Origin of the sequence: Pseudomonas costantinii (assembly GCF_001870435.1) — a bacterium.
Classification (GTDB): Bacteria; Pseudomonadota; Gammaproteobacteria; order Pseudomonadales; family Pseudomonadaceae; genus Aquipseudomonas; species Aquipseudomonas costantinii.
On record NZ_MDDR01000016.1, the window covers coordinates 86739 to 105266 of the forward strand.

The 18528-nt window shown below is 57.9% G+C and carries 20 protein-coding genes; 8 read left to right on the top strand and 12 right to left on the bottom strand.

Features of this window, described 5'->3' with window-relative positions; translation table 11 throughout:
- Window positions 1-314: 314 nt before the first annotated feature.
- Complete coding sequence (locus tag BFL40_RS08795) at window positions 315-1502, top strand: MFS transporter (RefSeq protein ID WP_071483595.1); 1188 nt, start codon at window positions 315-317, stop codon at window positions 1500-1502.
- A 91-nt stretch (window positions 1503-1593) separates the two neighbouring features.
- Here BFL40_RS08795 and BFL40_RS34310 read toward each other — a convergent pair whose 3' ends face one another.
- From BFL40_RS34310 to BFL40_RS08815, 4 genes are all read right to left on the bottom strand, one after another.
- Window positions 1594-1815 (bottom strand): hypothetical protein, encoded by a 222-nt coding sequence (locus tag BFL40_RS34310; protein ID WP_071483596.1) that lies wholly within the window; start codon window positions 1813-1815, stop codon window positions 1594-1596.
- A gap of 146 nt (window positions 1816-1961) precedes the next feature.
- Window positions 1962-2333, bottom strand: a complete 372-nt coding sequence (locus BFL40_RS08805; RefSeq protein WP_071483597.1) for a DUF6124 family protein — start codon at window positions 2331-2333, stop codon at window positions 1962-1964.
- Window positions 2334-2761: 428 nt separating this feature from the next.
- A complete protein-coding gene (locus BFL40_RS08810; protein ID WP_071483598.1) occupies window positions 2762-3811 on the bottom strand; it encodes a DUF262 domain-containing protein in 1050 nt (349 codons plus the stop codon).
- Window positions 3812-3813: 2 nt separating this feature from the next.
- Complete coding sequence (locus BFL40_RS08815) at window positions 3814-4578, bottom strand: FRG domain-containing protein (protein WP_071483599.1); 765 nt, start codon at window positions 4576-4578, stop codon at window positions 3814-3816.
- A 295-nt stretch (window positions 4579-4873) separates the two neighbouring features.
- Between BFL40_RS08815 and dusA the strand changes: the two genes are divergently transcribed.
- Together dusA and tal are read left to right on the top strand one after the other, a co-directional pair.
- Complete coding sequence (gene dusA, locus BFL40_RS08820; protein WP_071483600.1) at window positions 4874-5869, top strand: tRNA dihydrouridine(20/20a) synthase DusA; 996 nt, start codon at window positions 4874-4876, stop codon at window positions 5867-5869.
- 303 nt (window positions 5870-6172) lie between these two features.
- Window positions 6173-7099, top strand: a complete 927-nt coding sequence (tal, locus tag BFL40_RS08825) for a transaldolase (protein ID WP_071483601.1) — start codon at window positions 6173-6175, stop codon at window positions 7097-7099.
- 99 nt (window positions 7100-7198) lie between these two features.
- Here the strand turns inward: tal and rssC are convergent, their stop codons facing one another.
- The gene (gene rssC / locus BFL40_RS08830) at window positions 7199-7681 is read right to left on the bottom strand and encodes an anti-sigma factor antagonist RssC (RefSeq protein ID WP_003172602.1); all 483 of its coding nucleotides are present in this window, start codon (window positions 7679-7681) and stop codon (window positions 7199-7201) included.
- The gene (gene rssB / locus BFL40_RS08835) at window positions 7681-8862 is read right to left on the bottom strand and encodes a two-component system response regulator RssB (protein ID WP_071483602.1); all 1182 of its coding nucleotides are present in this window, start codon (window positions 8860-8862) and stop codon (window positions 7681-7683) included. The genes rssC and rssB overlap by 1 nt, the downstream gene beginning before the upstream one ends.
- 276 nt (window positions 8863-9138) lie before the next feature.
- Between rssB and BFL40_RS08840 the strand changes: the two genes are divergently transcribed.
- Window positions 9139-9435: a PilZ domain-containing protein gene (locus BFL40_RS08840; protein ID WP_071483603.1), complete on the top strand. Its 297-nt coding sequence runs from the start codon at window positions 9139-9141 to the stop codon at window positions 9433-9435.
- Between the two features lie 62 nt (window positions 9436-9497).
- Here BFL40_RS08840 and BFL40_RS08845 read toward each other — a convergent pair whose 3' ends face one another.
- On the bottom strand, window positions 9498-10187 hold the full coding sequence (locus BFL40_RS08845) for an MlaA family lipoprotein (RefSeq protein ID WP_071483604.1): 690 nt from the start codon (window positions 10185-10187) through the stop codon (window positions 9498-9500).
- 197 nt (window positions 10188-10384) lie between these two features.
- Here BFL40_RS08845 and pcrP point away from each other — a divergent pair, with 197 nt between their 5' ends.
- A complete protein-coding gene (pcrP, locus tag BFL40_RS08850) occupies window positions 10385-10993 on the top strand; it encodes an HAD superfamily inactivated hydrolase PcrP (RefSeq protein ID WP_071483605.1) in 609 nt (202 codons plus the stop codon).
- Window positions 10994-11103: 110 nt separating this feature from the next.
- The gene (locus tag BFL40_RS08855) at window positions 11104-11370 is read left to right on the top strand and encodes a DUF4404 family protein (RefSeq protein ID WP_071483606.1); all 267 of its coding nucleotides are present in this window, start codon (window positions 11104-11106) and stop codon (window positions 11368-11370) included.
- Window positions 11371-11410: 40 nt separating this feature from the next.
- On the opposite strand, the gene queF is transcribed toward BFL40_RS08855, so the two are convergent.
- A complete protein-coding gene (gene queF / locus BFL40_RS08860) occupies window positions 11411-12241 on the bottom strand; it encodes an NADPH-dependent 7-cyano-7-deazaguanine reductase QueF (RefSeq protein WP_071483607.1) in 831 nt (276 codons plus the stop codon).
- Between the two features lie 186 nt (window positions 12242-12427).
- Window positions 12428-12949 carry a copper-resistant cuproprotein CopI gene (copI, locus tag BFL40_RS08865; RefSeq protein WP_071483608.1) on the bottom strand — a complete coding sequence of 174 codons (522 nt, stop codon included), beginning with the start codon at window positions 12947-12949 and terminating at the stop codon, window positions 12428-12430.
- Between the two features lie 154 nt (window positions 12950-13103).
- Here copI and BFL40_RS08870 point away from each other — a divergent pair, with 154 nt between their 5' ends.
- Entirely contained in the window at window positions 13104-13784 is a 681-nt protein-coding gene (locus BFL40_RS08870) for a heavy metal response regulator transcription factor (protein ID WP_071483609.1), read from the top strand.
- Entirely contained in the window at window positions 13781-15130 is a 1350-nt protein-coding gene (locus tag BFL40_RS08875) for a heavy metal sensor histidine kinase (protein ID WP_071483610.1), read from the top strand. The genes BFL40_RS08870 and BFL40_RS08875 overlap by 4 nt, the downstream gene beginning before the upstream one ends.
- 148 nt (window positions 15131-15278) lie before the next feature.
- On the opposite strand, the gene BFL40_RS08880 is transcribed toward BFL40_RS08875, so the two are convergent.
- From BFL40_RS08880 to BFL40_RS08890, 3 genes are read right to left on the bottom strand one after another with little or no spacing between them, the layout of a single operon-like run.
- Complete coding sequence (locus tag BFL40_RS08880; protein WP_071483611.1) at window positions 15279-16523, bottom strand: lipoprotein-releasing ABC transporter permease subunit; 1245 nt, start codon at window positions 16521-16523, stop codon at window positions 15279-15281.
- A 57-nt stretch (window positions 16524-16580) separates the two neighbouring features.
- The gene (lolD, locus tag BFL40_RS08885) at window positions 16581-17264 is read right to left on the bottom strand and encodes a lipoprotein-releasing ABC transporter ATP-binding protein LolD (RefSeq protein WP_017477213.1); all 684 of its coding nucleotides are present in this window, start codon (window positions 17262-17264) and stop codon (window positions 16581-16583) included.
- 7 nt (window positions 17265-17271) lie between these two features.
- Entirely contained in the window at window positions 17272-18519 is a 1248-nt protein-coding gene (locus BFL40_RS08890; RefSeq protein WP_071483612.1) for a lipoprotein-releasing ABC transporter permease subunit, read from the bottom strand.
- Between the last annotated feature and the right edge of the window lie 9 nt (window positions 18520-18528).

The following is an 18528-nucleotide window of genomic DNA, read 5'->3' on the forward strand; positions in this document are numbered from 1 at the left end:
TTCAGCTACCTGGGCGACAGCCAACCGTCGGCGCGTATTCGGGTGTACGCACCGTGGAAAGAGTAGACCAAGACGGCGCGGAGAATATCACGCCAGACGAGCGTTATGCGCTGTTTGGCCAATTGACAGCCCTAAAACAGGAGTTTTCCGAGGTTCACAGGTGGGAAGTGTCAAGCCTGGCTGGCGCGACGTGGCGTCACAGGGCGTTTGATGAAACTGAACTATCACGTAAACGACTGTTCTAGACACATTCGCCGCCTCTTGCGTAGCATCGGCGACTCGCCTTCGTGCCACCCCTCTACACAGAGCGCCCCATGACTATCCAGCAAACCCCCGGGCACGTACTGCCCGCGCGCAGCGCCGCCAAAATGGAAGCTGCCATGGCCGTGGGCGCCTTCGCGATCGGTACCGGCGAATTCGCCATCATGGGCCTGATGCCCGACATAGCCCACAACCTGAACCTCAGCGAGCCGCAAGTCGGCCACGCCATCAGCGCCTACGCCTTGGGCGTGATGGTCGGCGCCCCGCTGCTGGCCATCCTCGGCGCCAAACTGCTGCGCAAACACATGCTGCTGTTGCTGATGGGCCTGTATGCCCTGGGCAACCTCGCCACCGCCTTCACCCCGACCTTCGGCTCGCTGGTGGCCTTCCGCTTTATCAGCGGCCTGCCCCACGGCGCCTACTTCGGCATCGCCGCCGTCGTCGCCTCCAGCATGGTGCCCAACGACAAACGCGCCGGCGCCGTCGCCCGCGTCATGATGGGCCTAACCCTCGCCATGCTGCTCGGCAACCCCATCGCCACCTTCCTCGGTCAACATCTAGGATGGCGCTCGGCGTTTGCACTGGTCAGCGCTATCGCCCTTTTCACTATCGCGCTGGTCTGGCGTTTCGTCCCCGACCGCCACGACGAACCCCGCAGCGACCCACGCAAAGAACTGCGCGCCTTCACCAAACCCCAGGTGTGGATGGCGCTGTCCATTGGCGCCATTGGTTTTGCCGGGATGTTCTGCGTGTTCAGCTACCTGGCGCCGACCATGCTCGAAGTGACCAAAGTCTCGCCGCAGTGGATTCCGTTTGGCCTGGCCGCGTTTGGCGTGGGCGGTATCATCGGCAACATTGCCGGCGGCAAGCTGTTCGACCGCATGCAGTTCCGGGCAGTAGGCTTGATTTTGGTGTGGTCGATGGCGGTGCTGCTGTTCTTCCCCTTCGCGGCCAGCTCGCTGTGGGGCGTGCTGGTGAGCATGGGCCTGGTCGGCACCATGGTGGCCTTGGCCGCACCGCTGCAAATCCGCCTGATGGACATCGCCCACGAAGCACCGAGCCTGGCGGCGGCATCCAACCACGCGGCGTTCAACCTCGCGAACGCGCTGGGACCGTGGTTTGGCGGGATGGCGATTACGGCTGGGTATGGGTGGACCAGCACCGGCTACATCGGCGCGGCCACAGCGCTGGTCGGCCTAGGCATCTACCTCATCGCCCGCCGCATGAAAGGCGGGCACTAACCTCAAGCCCACCCAAGATCTAATGTGGGAGCGGGCTTGCTCGCGAAATCGGTGGGTCAGTCAATAGGTTAATGGCTGCCCCACCACCGCATCAGTCATCATGCAACAACCCCGACCCATACTCCCCATAACTACTCCCCAACCCACTGCCCCCAAAATTCATCTTGGCGGCTTTGCCTGGGCTGTGGTCACCAAACGCTTGGCATCCCCCTGAAAAACAAGGGTCACTGCTCCCGCCCGACGACCCCGTCGAACAAGCGCCCAACAGCAACGTGCCAGCAATCATCACGACTTTAACGAGGTTCGAGATCATTTTTTCAGTTCCCTATGGGCTGGAGGCGCGGGGGTCCCCTCTTGAGAGTGATCGTAGACCTCAAAAGCGCAGCGAATGATGAAACTTTGCAGGGTGACAGGGTGGGTTCAGGTTGCCGCCTTGGGGTAAGGCGGCGGGGAGAGTTGTCAGGCGGTAGTCGTGCTGATTGCAGGGGCGACTTGCTCTTGGGCTCGGTCGACGAGTAGAGCGCTCAGGTCGATTAGCTGCTGAATACCCAAGACGATGGCGCGTTGGGAGTCGTCGAGATCGAAAGCCAGGGTTGCGGCCATTTGGTTGGCGGATTCCAGGTTTTCGGAGGCGTTGGCCAGGAGGGTTTCGGTGTCGATGTTGGGGCTGACGGAGAATAGGTTGGTGCTTGGATATTCGACAGTTGCGTCGTCGTCTTCGTCAGATGGCGGCAGGTAATGATGAATAGCGCGCTGAGCCGCAGCTTGAAGCTTGGCATCGACGTGTGCAGCGCTTGAAGAATGCGGCGGATTAGGTGTGACCTTGTACATGGCGAAGCTCCTTTAGAATGTCAGGAACTGCCAATCTCACTTCCACATGAGGGTGGCAGCTGTACGCAGGTGTGGAAGACCAGGGCTAAAGGACCCGGCGCACCGAAGTGCCCCGCGCACAGCCGCCATAAGCAATCATACAGACGTAAAAAAACGCCGGTAGGTGTTTATGGGCGATTGAGCGCCTTCAGCTTGGTCGGACTTCCACATCCGGCCGCTGGATTGGCAGCGGCTGGAGGAGGTTAGCTAGGGGAGGTCTGAGGGGCAAGCCGAGAAAAGCGTGGGAATTCTCCTAGAAATATCGTGGTTTGACTTCGAAGTCTGCCCTAGAGCGGCCCAAATAGTTCGTGGTATTCCTTGAGAGCGCGCGAGAAAAATCGCGCATTAAATTTATGCAGCATATGCGCACTCACAAGTAAAGCCACAAGCTATACAACTGAAAAGGTACGCTCATCAATATACCCATCGCCATTAATAAACTCCCTTAATACGTAATGACGAACATGATAACTAAACTCATCATTCGTACTGCGACTAACAGAGTTGAACGCAATTACCGCAGGATGGGCTTTATGATCACTTCTAAAAATTTCAAAATCACGCATTCTCCGCACAAAATCAGGATGACGACCAAACTCTCGGGTCAGCCAGTAATACACTGGAAGCATCCCTGATGATTTCAGCAAAGGATTACCATGCCCAAAAATCTTATACATCAAATCAAGGTTTTCCATCACCTTGCCTGCCGTTTCAGAGAACCCACTCTCAGTTAATATTGCCTCAGAAACAAACCGATCAAGATTAGTCTTTTTTGTTTCCACAAAAGAGCCACGATGTTCAATAATCAATAGTTTCGCGGCTACGTTTTCATGCTGTTTTCGCTGATTCGTAAACCCCACACCAGCTGCGAAGAAGACGTGCCCAGCAATCGCCCTGATATACTTTGGCACTTCACCGGCCATAGCGCTCCTGACTTCCGCCCCCGTTAAAGGCTTGCTTTTATTAAGCCGCACAAAAAGATCATTAATTCGATCAGCTTGATTTGTTATTACGGACATTACTGACAAATTGAAGCTTTCTATCCGTCTGATAATCCTTGGGTGTTCGCTCTCCATATCCCGAACGGTCATACCAGCAAGACGAACCGACTTATCGGCCAAGTACTTCATATCCGAATTCAAAGATATGCGGCCATCCAAGAAATCAAAAATCGCTTCAAACCGCTGCCTGCCATCGATTACAGCATAAGGTCTGCCAGCAGTGTTCAAATCACTGCTAGCATAGCTAAAATCCGCTATATAAAATTTCGGAACATCGTAACCATTAATAATTGAATCAATGAGATATGCCTTATCTTTAGGAGCCCACACTCCTGATTTACGCTGATAAGAAGGCGACAGATCAATTTGATCTCTTTCCGCATACCACCAACTAATACTAGTTGTGGAAAACGGACGAACCACAAAAATATTATCCATAATTAAAATCCGTACGAAGTCTTTATTTCAGCACCAAGCCCAGAAAGATCGGGATACACTACAGAGTGGGTATACCCAATTGCGAGCAGCGTCTCATACATCAAAGGTTTCAAAGCAGCTGGTATTTTAAAACACGTCAAGCAATCATCCGCATATCTTTTATCCTCCATGGGCTCGGACGATTTACAAAACATAACAAATGTCCCCCTCTGAGCCGTTATTCGCGGATTTGTATGATTTCCGAATATCGCGATAGGATCGTTTGGAGAGAAGTCATCACCAGGATCTTTTAAAAATTGGGTAGCTTGAGACATTGTGGGATCAGGTATGCGATCTAACTGCGCATTATTTAATGCGAGCTTATTCCACTTAATGGGATCCAACATCCAAATACAAGCATCATCTTCTTTAGCGCTGCTCGACAAGGCAAAGTATAATGCGATGAATGGGTTTTCAGTCCAATCCAACAATCGAGTCGGAACCCCATAGTGCTGCTGCAAGAACAACCAATCAAAGTCTGTCGTAGGAGTTACAGATAAAAATGGGGCGCTCGTTTGAAGAAAACGCATTTTAAGTTGCTGCTCCAACTTTAATGGGTCTTTCGTCGCGGCCAATACATCCTTGTGCCTAAGTAGTGTTGGCTCAAGCCTATACAATGGGTATTTGCCACTTCCACGAAACCAGCGCGGACTTTTTGAATCGTCTAACGATGCCTCGATATGCTGCATTATTTCATGCAGTTTACCGACTTCAACCGGATCCTTCATTTGCCGTCGTCCATACCATCGTTGAAATTTTATTAGCGAGTGCCATTTTGCCATCACGAGATTCAATCAACGAACGCATCAAGTCAACATAAAACATTTCATGGAAAAAGCATCATGTCGTATTGAGCGACGATCTGCTGATTCAAGCCAGAGATATCGGGGTCAGACCACGATATCCGATCAAATGAAAACATAAGTGTTACGACACGCCTCGATGCACAGGCCTTACCTGCCAGCCTGGCCCCGCCCGTTCCTGATAAACTACATATTCAGCCCCACCCATTTAGACTCCCCAATGCCCCTAAATACAACCTCACCCAAATCCCTCTCCCGCCGCTTCTCCGTCGCCCCGATGATGGATTGGACCGACCGCCACTGTCGGTTCTTCCTACGCCTGCTCTCCAAGCACGCCCTCCTCTACACCGAGATGGTCACCACCGGCGCGATCTTGCACGGCGATCACGACCGCTTCCTGCGCCACAACGAAGCCGAGCACCCTCTCGCGCTGCAACTGGGCGGCAGCGTCCCCGCCGACCTGGCCGCGTGCGCGCGCATGGCTGAGGCTGCTGGTTACGACGAAGTGAACTTGAACGTCGGCTGCCCCAGCGATCGGGTGCAGAACAATATGATCGGCGCGATTCTGATGGCGCACCCGGCGTTGGTGGCGGATTGCGTGAAGGCGATGCGGGATGCGGTGTCGATTCCGGTGACGGTGAAGCATCGTATCGGGATCAATGGGCGGGACAGTTATGCCCAGCTGTGTGATTTCGTCGGGACGGTGAAAGATGCGGGGTGTACCAGTTTTACGGTGCATGCGCGGATTGCGATTCTGGAGGGGTTGTCGCCGAAGGAGAATCGGGACATTCCGCCGTTGCGCTATGACGTGGCGGCGCAGTTGAAGCGGGATTTTCCTGAGTTGGAGTTTATTCTCAACGGTGGGATCAAGACGCTGGAGCAGTGCCAGGAACATTTGCAGACGTTTGATGGGGTGATGTTGGGGCGAGAGGCTTATCACAACCCGTATGTGCTGGCGGAGGTGGATCAGCAGTTGTTTGGCAGTGTGCAGCCGGTGATCAGCCGGGCTGAGGCGTTGGCGCAGCTGCGGCCTTACATTGCTGAGCATTTGGCCAGTGGTGGGGTGATGCATCACATTACGCGGCATGTGTTGGGGTTGGGGACGGGGTTTCCGGGGGCGCGTAAGTTTCGGCAGTTGTTGTCGGTGGATATTCATAAGGCGAGTGATCCGTTGGCGTTGTTGGATCAGGCTGGAGCGTTGCTGGAAGGGCGTTAACCGGGCGGCTTTTAAATCGGGTGGGTGTCAGCCAGCTATTTGGGGGCTGACTCACCGCTTTCGCGAGCAAGCCCGCTCCCACACTTGGATTGATGTATCTCGGGAAGATAGCCTCCTGCATTTTGATTCCGGCACTTGGGTTGAACCTGCCACCAATTTTGGCCTCCTATTTACGTGCAAGGCCCGTCATTCAAACGGCTGTTTTCAGGTTGTTGCCCTCGCAAACGATCGAACGCATTTGCGCCCTTGAGCGCCTGTCGGCGCTCGGGTAATGTCATCAGACCCATAGGACAGAGCACGCCCATGACTTCCAAGCTGGAACAACTCAAGCAAATCACCACTGTCGTAGCCGATACCGGCGATTTTGAAGCTATCGCTCGGGTCAAACCGCAAGACGCCACCACCAACCCTTCCCTGCTGCTCAAGGCCGCGTCGATTCCGGCGTATGCCAAGCTGCTGGATGAGTGCGTGAAGGACTGCAACGGTGACGTGGGCCTGGCCAGCGACCGTTTTGCGGTGGCGGTGGGTCAAGAGATCCTCAAAGTAGTACCGGGGCGTATTTCCACTGAGGTGGATGCCCGTCTGTCGTTCGACACCGATGCCGTGCTCAAGCGTGCGCACCGTCTGATCGATCTGTACGAAAAGGCCGGCATTGGCCGTGACCGCGTACTGATCAAGATCGCCTCCACCTGGGAAGGCATCCGCGCGGCGGAGAAGCTGGAAAAAGAAGGCATCCAGACCAACCTGACCCTGCTGTTCTCCTTCGCCCAGGCTGTGGCTTGTGCTGAAGCGGGCGTGTTCCTGATTTCGCCGTTCGTGGGCCGTATCTACGACTGGTACAAGAAGGCCAACGGCAACGACTACACCGGCGCCAACGATCCGGGTGTGCAGTCGGTGACGCGCATCTACAACTACTACAAGGCCAATGGCTACAAGACTGTCGTGATGGGTGCGAGCTTCCGCAATCTGAGCCAGATTGAAGAGCTGGCCGGGTGTGATCGCCTGACCATCAGCCCGGACCTGCTGGAGAAGCTGGCGGCGGATGAAGGCAAGCTGGAGCGCAAGCTGGCGCCAGGGCATGCCGGTGAAGCGCGGGTGCATTTGACTGAAGCGCAGTTCCGTTGGGAGTCCAACGAGGATGCGATGGCGACTGAGAAACTGGCGGAGGGGATTCGTCAGTTTGCTCGGGACCAGGAGAAGCTGGAGGCGTTGTTGTCAGCCAAGCTGTAAGGCAGGCGGCGGCAAAAAGGGCGGTACCCTCGCGGGTACCGCCCTTTTTTGTCATTCCGATCTAAAGCCCTGCGCAGCTCCTACAAAGGTAGCGTTCTGTCAGTGGCGCTCGAGGGCGTTGACGAGGTCGTGGAAGGCTTCACGGTTGGACTCGTTCAGGCCCATCAGGATCTTGTGCGCTTCCAGCACCTTGACCCGTACCACTTCCTCGGACTGGTCCTGGGACGGCAGGTCGGTCAGGCATTCCGGGCAGGGGATCGGGCGGTCAACGATGTTGAACACTTGATCGAAGCCCATGGACTGCAACAGACGGGTGATGTCTTCGTGGGTGGTGACGACAGTCGGCAACAGGCCGACCTTCTGCCGAGACAGAATGGACAACTTGGCCAGCAGGCCAAGGGTGGTGCTATCGATGCTGCGGGTTTCGGTCAGATCGATCACAATCGCCGAGAAGTTCAGCGCTGTGAAGATCCGCTCAATCGTCGCATCCAGCGCCGAACACAAGGTCAGGCGCACTTCACCGACAAACTTCAGGACGAAGGTCCCGTCTTGCTCGGCGAATTGGATTCTTCCGGTACTCATCAAAGATTCCTGCTCAACACCAATAGGGCGATATCATCCGGCATCTCCCCTAGCGTGGCCAATCCAAACACTTGCCGCAGGCCATCCAGGCTGCCGCCCGCCGACTTGACCCGTTCGGGCAAGGCGGCTTCTTTCTCCTTGAGTGTAGGCTCTTGAAGAAGGTCCAAGATGCCGTCGGACATCAGCGTCAGGCTGAAGGTCGGCGGCAGTTCCAGGATGTGGTCTTCGTAGGTCGCTTCATTGAACAAGCCTACGGGCAGGCCACGCCCTTCCAAGTAACGCACACTGTCTGGAGTGTATAAAACAGGCATCGGCAGGTGACCGCCAATGCTGTAGGTCAAAAGACCGGTTTCTTCATCGATCACGCCGCCGACCATCGTCACGTGCTTGCCCAGCTTGCAGCTGATCAGGCCTCGGTTGATGTGGCCCAGCACCTCGGAGGGGGTGAACTCCGGCAAGGTGCCATTGCGCTTGGACTCGAACAACAGCCGTGTGGTCATGAACTTCAACAACACGGTCACAAAAGCAGAAGAAGCACCGTGGCCGGAGACATCGGCCAGGTAGAACGCGACACGCCGCTCATCAACGCGGAAATAATCGACAAAATCACCCGACAGGTACAAAGACGGGATGATTTGGTGAGCAAACTTGAACTCGTCGATGGTCCAGGGGCTGACCGGCAGCATGTTCATCTGCACCTGGCGACCGGCGTTCTGGTCTTCCTGGAGCAGGTTGAGGCTGGCTTCGAGCTCGCGGTTGGCGGTTTCGAGCTTTTCGCGGTAACGCTGGTTTTCTACCAACAGGCGTGCACGATCCAGCGCGCGGCGCACCGAGTGCTCCAGCACGGCCAGGTCTTCCAGGGGCTTGATCAGGTAATCGGCAGCGCCAAGGCGCAGGGCTTCAACGGCATCGTTCATGACCCCGGCGCCGGACACGACAATCACCGGCGTTTGCGGGGCAACGTCAGTTACCTGGCGAATCAGCTCGAGGCCGCCCATCTGGGGCATGCGCAGGTCGCAGATCACGAGGTCGGGCTTGTCGCGCTCGAACACCTGGAGACCCTGTTGGCCATTGCTGGCCTGCAGGACGCTGAAGCCACTGTCTTCCAAATAGGCCGCGAGGCTCGCGCGCACTACTTCGTCGTCATCGATTATCAGCAGCGTGGCACTGGTTTTTTGCATGTGGGCAAACGGCGCCAGAATTAGGTTGGCGTAGGCGGCTCGACAATGGCCGGGCTCACTTACTGGATTCGCTTTCTAGCCTCTCTGTCCTACAAAGCATAGGCAATTAACCCACGCACAATGGTAAAGCAGAGGTGCCCTTCTAAGGCGCAGACGGTACTCCCATCCGTCAGGGGTTTCAAGCTCATGCCGATGGTCGCCGGGCGTCTTTACACCGCAAATCACCGGGAGTTATAAGAACAGCCACCACCACAACACAAAGTAAGGATGGAACCTGTGAGCGAACACGAGCGCGACTACGCCGAAAAACGCGATTTCATCCGCATGCGGGTGGATGCCGATGTGTCTTTGATCCACGCCGGGCAGGAGATTGCAGGGGTTTGCCTGGACCTTTCCAGCTCCGGCATGCAGGTGCAGGCACCTCGCCAGTTCAACGTCGGAGACCGACTGACCGTGCGCATCGATTCGGAGCACGCCGCGCTGAAAGGCCTGGAGGCGGACACCGAAGTGGTGTGGACCAAGACCACGGGTGATGACCAGCACCTGGGCCTCAAGATCTTGAAAATGCACTGAAAAACCGCGCATAAAAAAGGCGACCACCAGGGCCGCCTTTTTTCATTTCAAAACGTCACGGCTTAAAAGTCGTCGACGACCTTGCCATCCTTGACCTTGAACTCACGGTTCTGCAGGTAGGCATTACGGATGAAGGTGTACTTGTCACCGGTGATCAGCTTCTCACTGTCAAGGAGGCTGGCACGGGTATCGACGATGTTCAGGCCGAAGGTGCTGTTACGCCAACCGATATCGTTCATATAGCGATACGGCAGGGTGTAGGTATCGACGTATTTAGACGGCGCATCACGCAAGGTGCTTGGGCCCAGCAGTGGCAGCATCACGTAAGGACCGCTGCCGACACCCCAGTGACCCAGGGTCTGGCCGAAGTCTTCATCGTTGCGTTGCAGCCCCATTTTGGTGCCGACATCAATGAAACCCGCCACGCCGAGCGTGGTGTTCAACAGCACGCGCGCAGTGTCGACACCGGCCGCGTGTGGCTTGAGTTGCAACACGTCGTTGGCCAGGTTGCCGACATCGCCGATGTTACGGAAGAAGTTATGGATACCCGTTTGTACGAATTGCGGGGTAACAAACTGATAGCCCTGGGCCAATGGCTTGAGGGCATAGGTATCAACGGTGTCGTTGAAGGTGAAGATCGGGCGGTTGAAGCTTTCCCATGGATCATCTTCCGACGCAGCCTGAGCGGCGAACGGGGCCAACAGGACAGTGGCACACACAGATAGCTGAGCGAAGTAGTGACTCCAGCGCATAGCTTTAGCTCCTTGAATAGTCTGTCATGGGCGCTATGCCCTGAAATAAGAACACCAGTATATGACGGAAGTCTCGAATTAGGCAGTCGGTAGGAAATGTCACGTGGGAAATGCACAAAATTCCTACAAATACCTGTAAGTGTCATCCGCTTGTCATCCTGCCCCGATAGCGTCAAAGCTATTTCAGGGATGTCGAAATGCCTCACGCCGAAATTGCCGTCGCCAGCGCCCCCACCTTGACTGCCGTGCTGTTTGGCCTGAGTGGCTGCCTGGTGGATTTTGGTTCCCAGGCACGCACCGACTCGCTCTCCCTCGACTCCCAAGCCACGCCTGGCGCGTTGAAAATCCTGCGCAGCCTCAAGGAGCAAGGCATCCCCTGCGCCTGGCTGGATGAGCTACCCGCCTCGGTGACCGCCCCACTGGCCGCCGAACTGCCCAGTTGGCTCAAAGCCACCGCCCCCTCCTCTATCCGCTGGCCTGCCCCGCATGCCTGCTGGCAAGCCCTGATGGAATTGAATATCGAACGCCTGGAAGGCTGCGTGCTGGTCAGTGGCGAGCCGCGTTTGCTGCAATCGGGCCTGAATGCCGGGCTGTGGACCATAGGCCTGGCGTCCTGCGGTTCACTGTGCGGCATGGCGCCCGAGCAATGGCAGGCGCTGACCGAACAGCAACGCGAACACAAACGCGGTAAAGCCACGGTGGCGCTGTATGGGCTCGGTGTGCACTCGGTGATCGATCACTTGGGCGAACTCGGCACCTGCCTGGCAGACATCAGCTTGCGTCAACTCAAAGGCGAGAAGCCCTGATCGAGATCATGCACAGTTGGCGCCGGTAGATTAATCTACAGGTCAGCCCGTAGACCTTTCTCGGCGTGCCGCGGTCTATGCCAGTGCCTATCGATAAAAGGAAGAACGCCATGCCTGCCCGCGAAAAACTGCAAGAACAGGTCAACATTCTGCGCGAGCAATTGGAACAAGACCCCCCGCTGCCGCTCGAAAAGCGTGAAGCGCTGGAAGCCTTGCTCGCCAAATTTGAAGTGCAACTCGAGCTGGAGCCTGCGACCCAAAACCCGAGCCTTGCCGACGGCGTGAACCAGGCAGTGGAAGGCTTTGAGTTGGACCATCCGGGTATTGCCGCAACGTTGCGCAGTATCGTGACAACGCTGGGCAATATCGGGATCTGATCCAAGTTCCAGATCAGACGCAGAACCCAATGTGGGAGGGTTATTGACGGGCCAGACGCACGTTCTGGAACGCCACATCCTCGGTGCTGCGGTACGGGTTGATATCCAACCCACCGCGGCGCACATACCGCGCATACACGGTCAATTTCTCAGGCTTGAGCAAGCGCTGCAGGTCGAGAAAAATGCGCTCCACGCACTGCTCATGGAAGTCGGAGTGCTGGCGAAAGCTCACGATATATTCCAGTAGGCTGGCGTGGTCCAACGCGTGACCACGGTATTGCACTACCACACTGCCCCAATCCGGCTGGCTGGTGACCGGGCAGTTGGATTTGAGCAGGTGGCTGTGCACGCTCTCCTCAACAATGCGCGAGTCATCACAACGCAGCAGCTCCGGACGCGGGTGTTCGTAGTTGCTGACGCTGATATCCAGGTCATCGATGCACGCACCCGGCAACGCCATCACGCCCTCAGCCTCAATCTCGGCCAGGCTGCGAATGCGCACGGTCACCGGCTTGCCGGCAGCAGCGCTAAGGTCGGTGCGCAGGGTCGCTTCCAGGCTCTGCGTATCGGCAAACGCGGTCTGGTTCAGCGAATTGAGGTACAGCTTGAAGGACTTGGACTCGATGATGTTCGGCGAGTCCGCCGGGATGCTGAACTCACCGATGGCCACCACCGGCTTGCCCGACGGCAGCAACCAGGACAATTCGAAGCAGTTCCAGAAGTCCACGCCCTTGTAAGGCAGGGTCTCGGCGCTCAGGCCCAGCTCGGCCCATTTGGCCGCGCGAGGGATCGGGAACAGCAACGAAGGGGTGTAGGTGCTGATGTATTCACTGGACTTGCCCAGCGGCGAATGTTCGGCTGCGGGATGCATGGCGGAAACCTGGCTAAATAAACCGCGCCAGTCTACCAGCCTTTGCCCCCGCCCTTAAGACACACAGCACCGTATCTGCCACCCCGCAAATCCCGTAGCCGCTGTCGAGCCTTGGCGAGGCTGCGTTTGCGGTGTGTCAGGTATACCGCTGACGCAGCCTCGCCAAGGCTCGACAGCTGCTACGACTTAGTTGACGTTGAGCTTGCCGACCATGCCGGCCTGGTAGTGCCCAGGGAGATTGCAGGCAAACTCAAGGCCCGTGGCCTTGGTGAACGTCCAGGTCAGTTCGGCGGTTTTGCCGGGCTCTACCAGCACGCTGTTAGGGTCATCATGTTTCATGCCGCCCATATCACCGTGGCCCATGGCGCTGTGGTCCATTTTGCCCATACCGGTGGCAGTGAGCATGCCGCTGGCCTGCATCTGCAACATTTCCTTCTGGTGTGCGGCGTGCATCGCCGCGTCGCCCAGGTTGAATTCGTGCAGCAACTGGCCTTTGTTCACCAGCACAAAGCGCACCGTCTCACCGGCCTTCACGTCCAACGACTTGGGCGAAAAGGAAATATCCTGCAGCACCACTTCCACGGTGCGCGTGGCCTTGTCGGCAGTCGCCGGCTGACCAAATGCGTAGGTGTGGGCCGTGTCAGCCATGGCACCGAAACTCAACGCCAACAGGCAACCCGCCAACATCAGGGGTGTACGCAACGCCATTTCTATTCTCCAAAAGTGTGTGAAGCGTGGTGAGCACTCTAAGATTGCCTCGCTGCCAGCTAACTGACTGCTAGATTACAACTTTGTCAGGTTGTGCCCTTACCGGGGCACCCACGGTATAAAGCCCATCGTCACCCGCTGCCAAGAGTTACCCATGAAACTGCTGATCGTCGAAGACCAACCGAAAACCGGCCATTACCTGCGCCAAGGCCTGGCCGAGGCTGGCTTTACCACCGAACTGGTGGCCGACGGCATCAGTGGCCAGCACCTGGCGCTGACTGGCGACTACGACCTGCTGATCCTCGATGTGATGCTGCCGGGTCGCGACGGCTGGCAGATCCTGCAAGCGGTGCGCAGTGCCGGCCTGGATATTCCGGTGCTGTTCCTGACCGCCCGCGATGCGGTGGAAGACCGTGTGCATGGCCTGGAACTGGGCGCCGACGACTACTTGGTCAAGCCCTTCGCCTTCTCCGAACTGCTGGCCCGGGTGCGCAGCCTGTTGCGCCGTGGCAGCAGCACGCCACAGGAAACGGCGCTGCAACTGGCCGACCTGCGCCTGGACCTGATTCGCCGCCGCGTCGAACGACACGGCCAACGCATCGACCTCACCGCCAAGGAATTCTCCCTACTGGAACTGCTGCTGCGTCGACAGGGCGAGGTGCTACCCAAGACGCTGATTGCCTCCCAGGTGTGGGACATGAACTTCGACAGCGACACCAACATCATCGAAGTGGCGATCCGCCGTCTGCGCCTGAAAGTCGACGACAACTTCCCCAATAAACTGATCCACACCGTGCGCGGCATGGGCTATGTATTGGAGGAGCGGTTCAATTGATCAAGCGCCTGTCCCTGGCAAGCCGCCTGGCGCTGCTGTTTGCCGCGTGCACCGCCGTGGTCTCGCTGATCGCTGGCGTATTGTTCAACCACGCCAGTGAGGCGCACTTTATCGAGCTGGACCAACAACAACTCGACAGCAAGCTGGTGGCGCTGCGCAGCACTTTGCAGGGTGTTGACTCGCCGCAGGTATTCGCCCAACAAGAGCCGCAACTGCGTGCCGAACTCAATCACCAGCCCGATCTGGCCCTGCGCATCACCGCTGCCGGACAGCGCTGGTTTGACGGTGCGCCAAGCGTCACTCTGCCTGAGGCACCTGGCTTGCACCGTTTGCAAAACGCCGGGACCGACTACCGCGTGTACAACGCGCCGCTGATGCCAGGCCAACCCAACTCACCGCAATTGACGCTGATACTCGACATCACCCACCACCAACACTTCCTTCAACGCATGCAGCATTTGATCTGGCTCACCGTCGGCCTGTCGGCCCTGGCGACGGCGCTACTCGGCGCCTGGGCGGCGCGCAGTGGGTTGCGACCGTTGCGACGCATGGGCGAAGTGGCCGCCAGCGTGTCGGCCCACTCGCTTACCCAACGCTTGCCCCAGCAGCAAATGCCGGTGGAGTTGGCCGAATTGGCCCAAGCCTTCAACGCCATGCTTGGCCGCCTGGACGACGCCTTCCAGCGGCTCTCGGCGTTTTCCGCCGACATCGCCCACGAACTGCGCACGCCCCTGTCGAACCTGTTGACCCAGACCCAAGTCATCCTCACTCAGCCGCGCCCACTGGAGGATTACCGCGAGGCGCTGCACAGCAACCTCGAAGAACTGCAATGGATGGCGCAACTGGTGAATGACATGTTGTACCTGGCCAAGGCGGATCATGGCCTGCTGGTGCCCAAGCGCGAAGCGTTGGCGCTGGCCGATGAAGTGGAAGCGTTACTGGAGTTCTTTGCGCTGCTGGCGGAGGACGCGCAGGTCAGCCTGGTTCGCGAGGGCACAGCCCATACGGTGGGTGATCGCGGCATGTTGCGCCGAGCACTGTCGAATCTGCTGGATAACGCACTGCGGTTTACCCCGGCGGGTGGCGAAGTACGCGTGAAGATGCTTGAGAGTACAGGCGGCGTGAAACTGACGGTGGAGAACACGGGGGAAGGCATTCCGCCGGATCTGCTACCGAGGTTGTTTGATCGTTTCTACCGCGCAGACCCGGCGCGGCATGAAGGCAGCAGCGAGCATGCAGGGCTGGGGTTGGCGATTACCCAGTCGATTGTGCGGGCACATGGGGGGAGGATTTTTTGTGAGTCTGGGGCGGGGTGGACAAGGTTTGTCATTGAGTTGCCTGCCTAGGCCCCATCGCCGGCAAGCCGGCTCCTGCAGCTGATTGACGTTCCCACGCTGCATCCTGTGGCGCTCCGCGCCACGCCCTTCAACGGCGGACGCAGAGCGTCCGGGGCGGCATTCCCACGCGGAACGTGGGAACGATCATTTTTAGACTTTACGAATATCTCAGGGCATGCGCCGGCTCAATCTTCGCCGCCCGATACGCCGGGTACAGCGTCGCCAAAAAGCTCAACACAAACCCCGCCGTGCAAATCAGCACCACATCCCCGCCCTGCAGTTCCGAAGGCAAGTTGCTGACGAAATACACGTCTGAACTGAAGATATGCTGCCCGGTCACGCGCTCCAGCCAACCCACCAGCTCACTCACGTTCAGTGCCGCAATCACGCCGAGCACGCCGCCGATCAAAGTACCGACGATGCCGATCACCGTGCCCTGCACCATAAATATCGCCATGATCTGGCGCGGCGTGGCGCCGATGGTGCGCAGGATCGCGATGTCCGCACCTTTGTCGTTCACCACCATGATCAAAGTGGCGATGATATTGAACGCAGCCACGGCGACGATCATCAGCAACAGCAGGCCGATCATGGTTTTTTCCATCTTCATCGCGCTGAACAGACTGCCCTGGGTGTGGGTCCAGTCATCCGGCTTGTAGGCCGCGCCCAGGCTGGCGGCGATATCCGCCGAGACTTTGGGCGCTGCATACAGGTCTTTCACTGCCAGGCGCACGCTTTGCACCTGGTTCGGCTGCCAATGTTGTATCTCGGCGGCGTCGGCCATGTGGATCAAGGCCATGGAACCGTCCAGCTCGGCGCCGACCTTGAAGATACCAACCACATTCAACCGCTGCATACGCGGGGTGATACCACCCGGCGCAGTGCTGATTTCCGGGACAATCAGGGTCAGTTTATCGCCCACATTCAGGCGAAAGCGCCGTGCCGTGATGTCGCCGATGACCACGCCGAATTCGCCGGGCTTCAGGTCTTCCAGATTGCCGCGCACGATATGCTGGGCCACGATCGACACCTTGCCTTCCTGGGCCGGGTCGACGCCGCTGATCTCGATCGGCTGCATTGCACCTTTGTAGGAGAACATGCCGTCCATCTGCGTGAACGGCACCGCAGCGGTCACTTCCGGATTCTTCATTGCAGCTGCAGCGACCGGCTGCCAATCATCGATCGGATTCACGCCGACGATAGTCGCGTGAGGCACCATGCCGAGGATGCGCGAACTCATTTCGCGCTGAAAGCCGTTCATCACCGACAACACCACGATCATTGCCAACACGCCCAGGGCGAGGCCGATCATCGAGGTCATCGAGATAAACGAGACAAAACGGTTGCGGCGCTTGGCGCGGGTATAGCGCGTGCCGATGAAAATCGATAACGGTCTGAACATTCGCGGGCACCGTTGAAAAAATTAAAAAGCCCGGCGCAAGGCAGGGCTTGAAACGGGTCAGATGGCGACCAGATGACCTTCCTGCAGGTGCAACACGCGGTCCATCTGGCGGGCCATGCTCATGTCATGGGTCACCACCAGAAACGCGGTGCGCATCTGGGTGCTCAGTTCCAGCATCAAGTCCTTGATGCCCTGGGCAGTGTGGGAATCGAGGTTACCGGTCGGCTCATCGAGCATCACCAAGCCTGGGTTGTTGACCAGGGCGCGGGCGATCGCCACACGCTGGCGCTCGCCGCCAGACAGTTCAGCCGGTTTGTGCTCCAGGCGATGGCCAAGACCAACACGCTCCAGCAAGGCTTTAGCACGCTGACGCGCTTCCGGGATCGCGGTCTTGCCGATCAACAGCGGCATGCACACGTTTTCCAGGGCGGTGAATTCCGGCAGCAGGTGGTGGAACTGGTACACAAAACCCAACGAACGGTTGCGCAGTTGGCCACGGGCCTTTTCACCGAGGGCCGACAGTTCTTCACCCGCCAGCCACACGCTGCCCTGGGACGGCGTATCAAGGCCGCCTAACAGGTTGAGCAAGGTACTTTTGCCGGAACCGGAACTGCCGACGATCGCCACGCGCTCGCCCGGGTGCAGTTCCAACTGCAGGTTTGACAGCACCACAACCGATTCCGGACCTTCCTCGTAGGACTTGCCAAGGTTGCGGCAGCTCAGGATTGCTTTTTCACTCATGCCCGATTCACTCATAACGTAAGGCCTGTGCTGGCTGGGTACGTGCCGCGCGCCAGGCTGGATACAGGGTGGCAAGGAAACTCAGGACCAACGCGGCGCCGCCCACCATCAACACATCCTGGGCCTGAACCTGGGACGGTAAGTAGTCGATGAAGTAGACGTCGGCGTTAAGAAACTTGTGGCCGATCACCTTTTCAAGCGCGGCGATGGCGGCGCTGACGTTCAGCGCAGCCAGAATCCCAACCGCGGTGCCGATCAAGGTGCCGACCACGCCGATCACGGTGCCCTGCACCATGAAGATCGCCATGATCTGCCCCGGCGTGGCGCCAAGGGTACGCAAAATGGCAATGTCGCCCTTCTTGTCGTTCACCACCATCACCAGCGTGGAGATGATGTTGAACGCCGCCACGGCGACGATCAGCAGCAACAACAGGCCGATCATGGCTTTTTCCATACGGATGGCCTGGTACAGGTTGCCGTGGGTGCGGGTCCAATCGCGAGCGTAGTAGTTGTCACCCAAGTGCTGGGCGATTTCCCATGAGGCGCGCGGTGCGTCGAACAAATCGTTGAATTTGAGGCGCAGGCCCTGCACCTGATCCGGCTTCCAGCGATGCAGGCGTGCCAGGTCTGTGAGGTTGGTCAGACCCAGGTAGCCGTCAATCTCGCCGGCGCCCACGTGGAAGGTGCCGACCACGGTAAAGCGCTTCATGCGCGGGAACATGCCGGCCGGGGTCACGGTGACTTCCGGGGCGACGAAGGTCAGCTTGTCGCCGATGCCCACGCCGAGCTTGGCCGCGGCCTTGTCGCCGATCACGATGCCAAAACTGCCGGGCGCCAAATCGTCGAGTTTGCCCTGCAACATGAACTTGTCGATGATCGAGACGTTGCGCTCCTGGGCCGGGTCGATGGCATTGAGCAGGATTTTCTGCACCTTGCCGTCATTGGTCAGCAGCCCCTGCATCTGGGTAAATGGCGCGACGGCCACCACCTTGGGGTTCTGCTTGACCTTGTCGGCCAGGCTTTGCCAGTCGCTGATAGGCTCATCGGACTCGATGGTCGCGTGGGGCACCATGCCCAGCACGCGGGTGCGCATCTCATGATCGAAGCCGTTCATCACCGACAGCACCACGATCATCACGACCACGCCCAAGGCGAGCCCGATCATCGAGGTCAAGGAAATGAACGACACAAAATGATTGCGGCGCTTTGCACGGGTATAACGCGTGCCGATAAATACGAAGAGAGGTCTGAACATGTCGGGGCT

What these genes read in the sequence shown, in the direction of transcription:
- BFL40_RS08815 (WP_071483599.1), bottom strand. Translation starts at nt 4,578, where the DNA reads ATGAAGGATCCGGTTGAAGTCGGTAAACTGCATGAAATAATGCAGCAT.
- dusA (WP_071483600.1), top strand. Translation starts at nt 4,874, where the DNA reads ATGCCCCTAAATACAACCTCACCCAAATCCCTCTCCCGCCGCTTCTCC.
- rssB (WP_071483602.1), bottom strand. Translation starts at nt 8,862, where the DNA reads ATGCAAAAAACCAGTGCCACGCTGCTGATAATCGATGACGACGAAGTA.
- BFL40_RS08795 (WP_071483595.1), top strand. Translation starts at nt 315, where the DNA reads ATGACTATCCAGCAAACCCCCGGGCACGTACTGCCCGCGCGCAGCGCC.
- rssC (WP_003172602.1), bottom strand. Translation starts at nt 7,681, where the DNA reads ATGAGTACCGGAAGAATCCAATTCGCCGAGCAAGACGGGACCTTCGTC.
- queF (WP_071483607.1), bottom strand. Translation starts at nt 12,241, where the DNA reads ATGCATCCCGCAGCCGAACATTCGCCGCTGGGCAAGTCCAGTGAATAC.
- BFL40_RS08845 (WP_071483604.1), bottom strand. Translation starts at nt 10,187, where the DNA reads ATGCGCTGGAGTCACTACTTCGCTCAGCTATCTGTGTGTGCCACTGTC.
- copI (WP_071483608.1), bottom strand. Translation starts at nt 12,949, where the DNA reads ATGGCGTTGCGTACACCCCTGATGTTGGCGGGTTGCCTGTTGGCGTTG.
- pcrP (WP_071483605.1), top strand. Translation starts at nt 10,385, where the DNA reads ATGCCTCACGCCGAAATTGCCGTCGCCAGCGCCCCCACCTTGACTGCC.
- BFL40_RS08810 (WP_071483598.1), bottom strand. Translation starts at nt 3,811, where the DNA reads ATGGATAATATTTTTGTGGTTCGTCCGTTTTCCACAACTAGTATTAGT.
- lolD (WP_017477213.1), bottom strand. Translation starts at nt 17,264, where the DNA reads ATGAGTGAAAAAGCAATCCTGAGCTGCCGCAACCTTGGCAAGTCCTAC.
- BFL40_RS08855 (WP_071483606.1), top strand. Translation starts at nt 11,104, where the DNA reads ATGCCTGCCCGCGAAAAACTGCAAGAACAGGTCAACATTCTGCGCGAG.
- BFL40_RS08870 (WP_071483609.1), top strand. Translation starts at nt 13,104, where the DNA reads ATGAAACTGCTGATCGTCGAAGACCAACCGAAAACCGGCCATTACCTG.
- tal (WP_071483601.1), top strand. Translation starts at nt 6,173, where the DNA reads ATGACTTCCAAGCTGGAACAACTCAAGCAAATCACCACTGTCGTAGCC.
- BFL40_RS34310 (WP_071483596.1), bottom strand. Translation starts at nt 1,815, where the DNA reads ATGATCTCGAACCTCGTTAAAGTCGTGATGATTGCTGGCACGTTGCTG.
- BFL40_RS08880 (WP_071483611.1), bottom strand. Translation starts at nt 16,523, where the DNA reads ATGTTCAGACCGTTATCGATTTTCATCGGCACGCGCTATACCCGCGCC.
- BFL40_RS08890 (WP_071483612.1), bottom strand. Translation starts at nt 18,519, where the DNA reads ATGTTCAGACCTCTCTTCGTATTTATCGGCACGCGTTATACCCGTGCA.
- BFL40_RS08805 (WP_071483597.1), bottom strand. Translation starts at nt 2,333, where the DNA reads ATGTACAAGGTCACACCTAATCCGCCGCATTCTTCAAGCGCTGCACAC.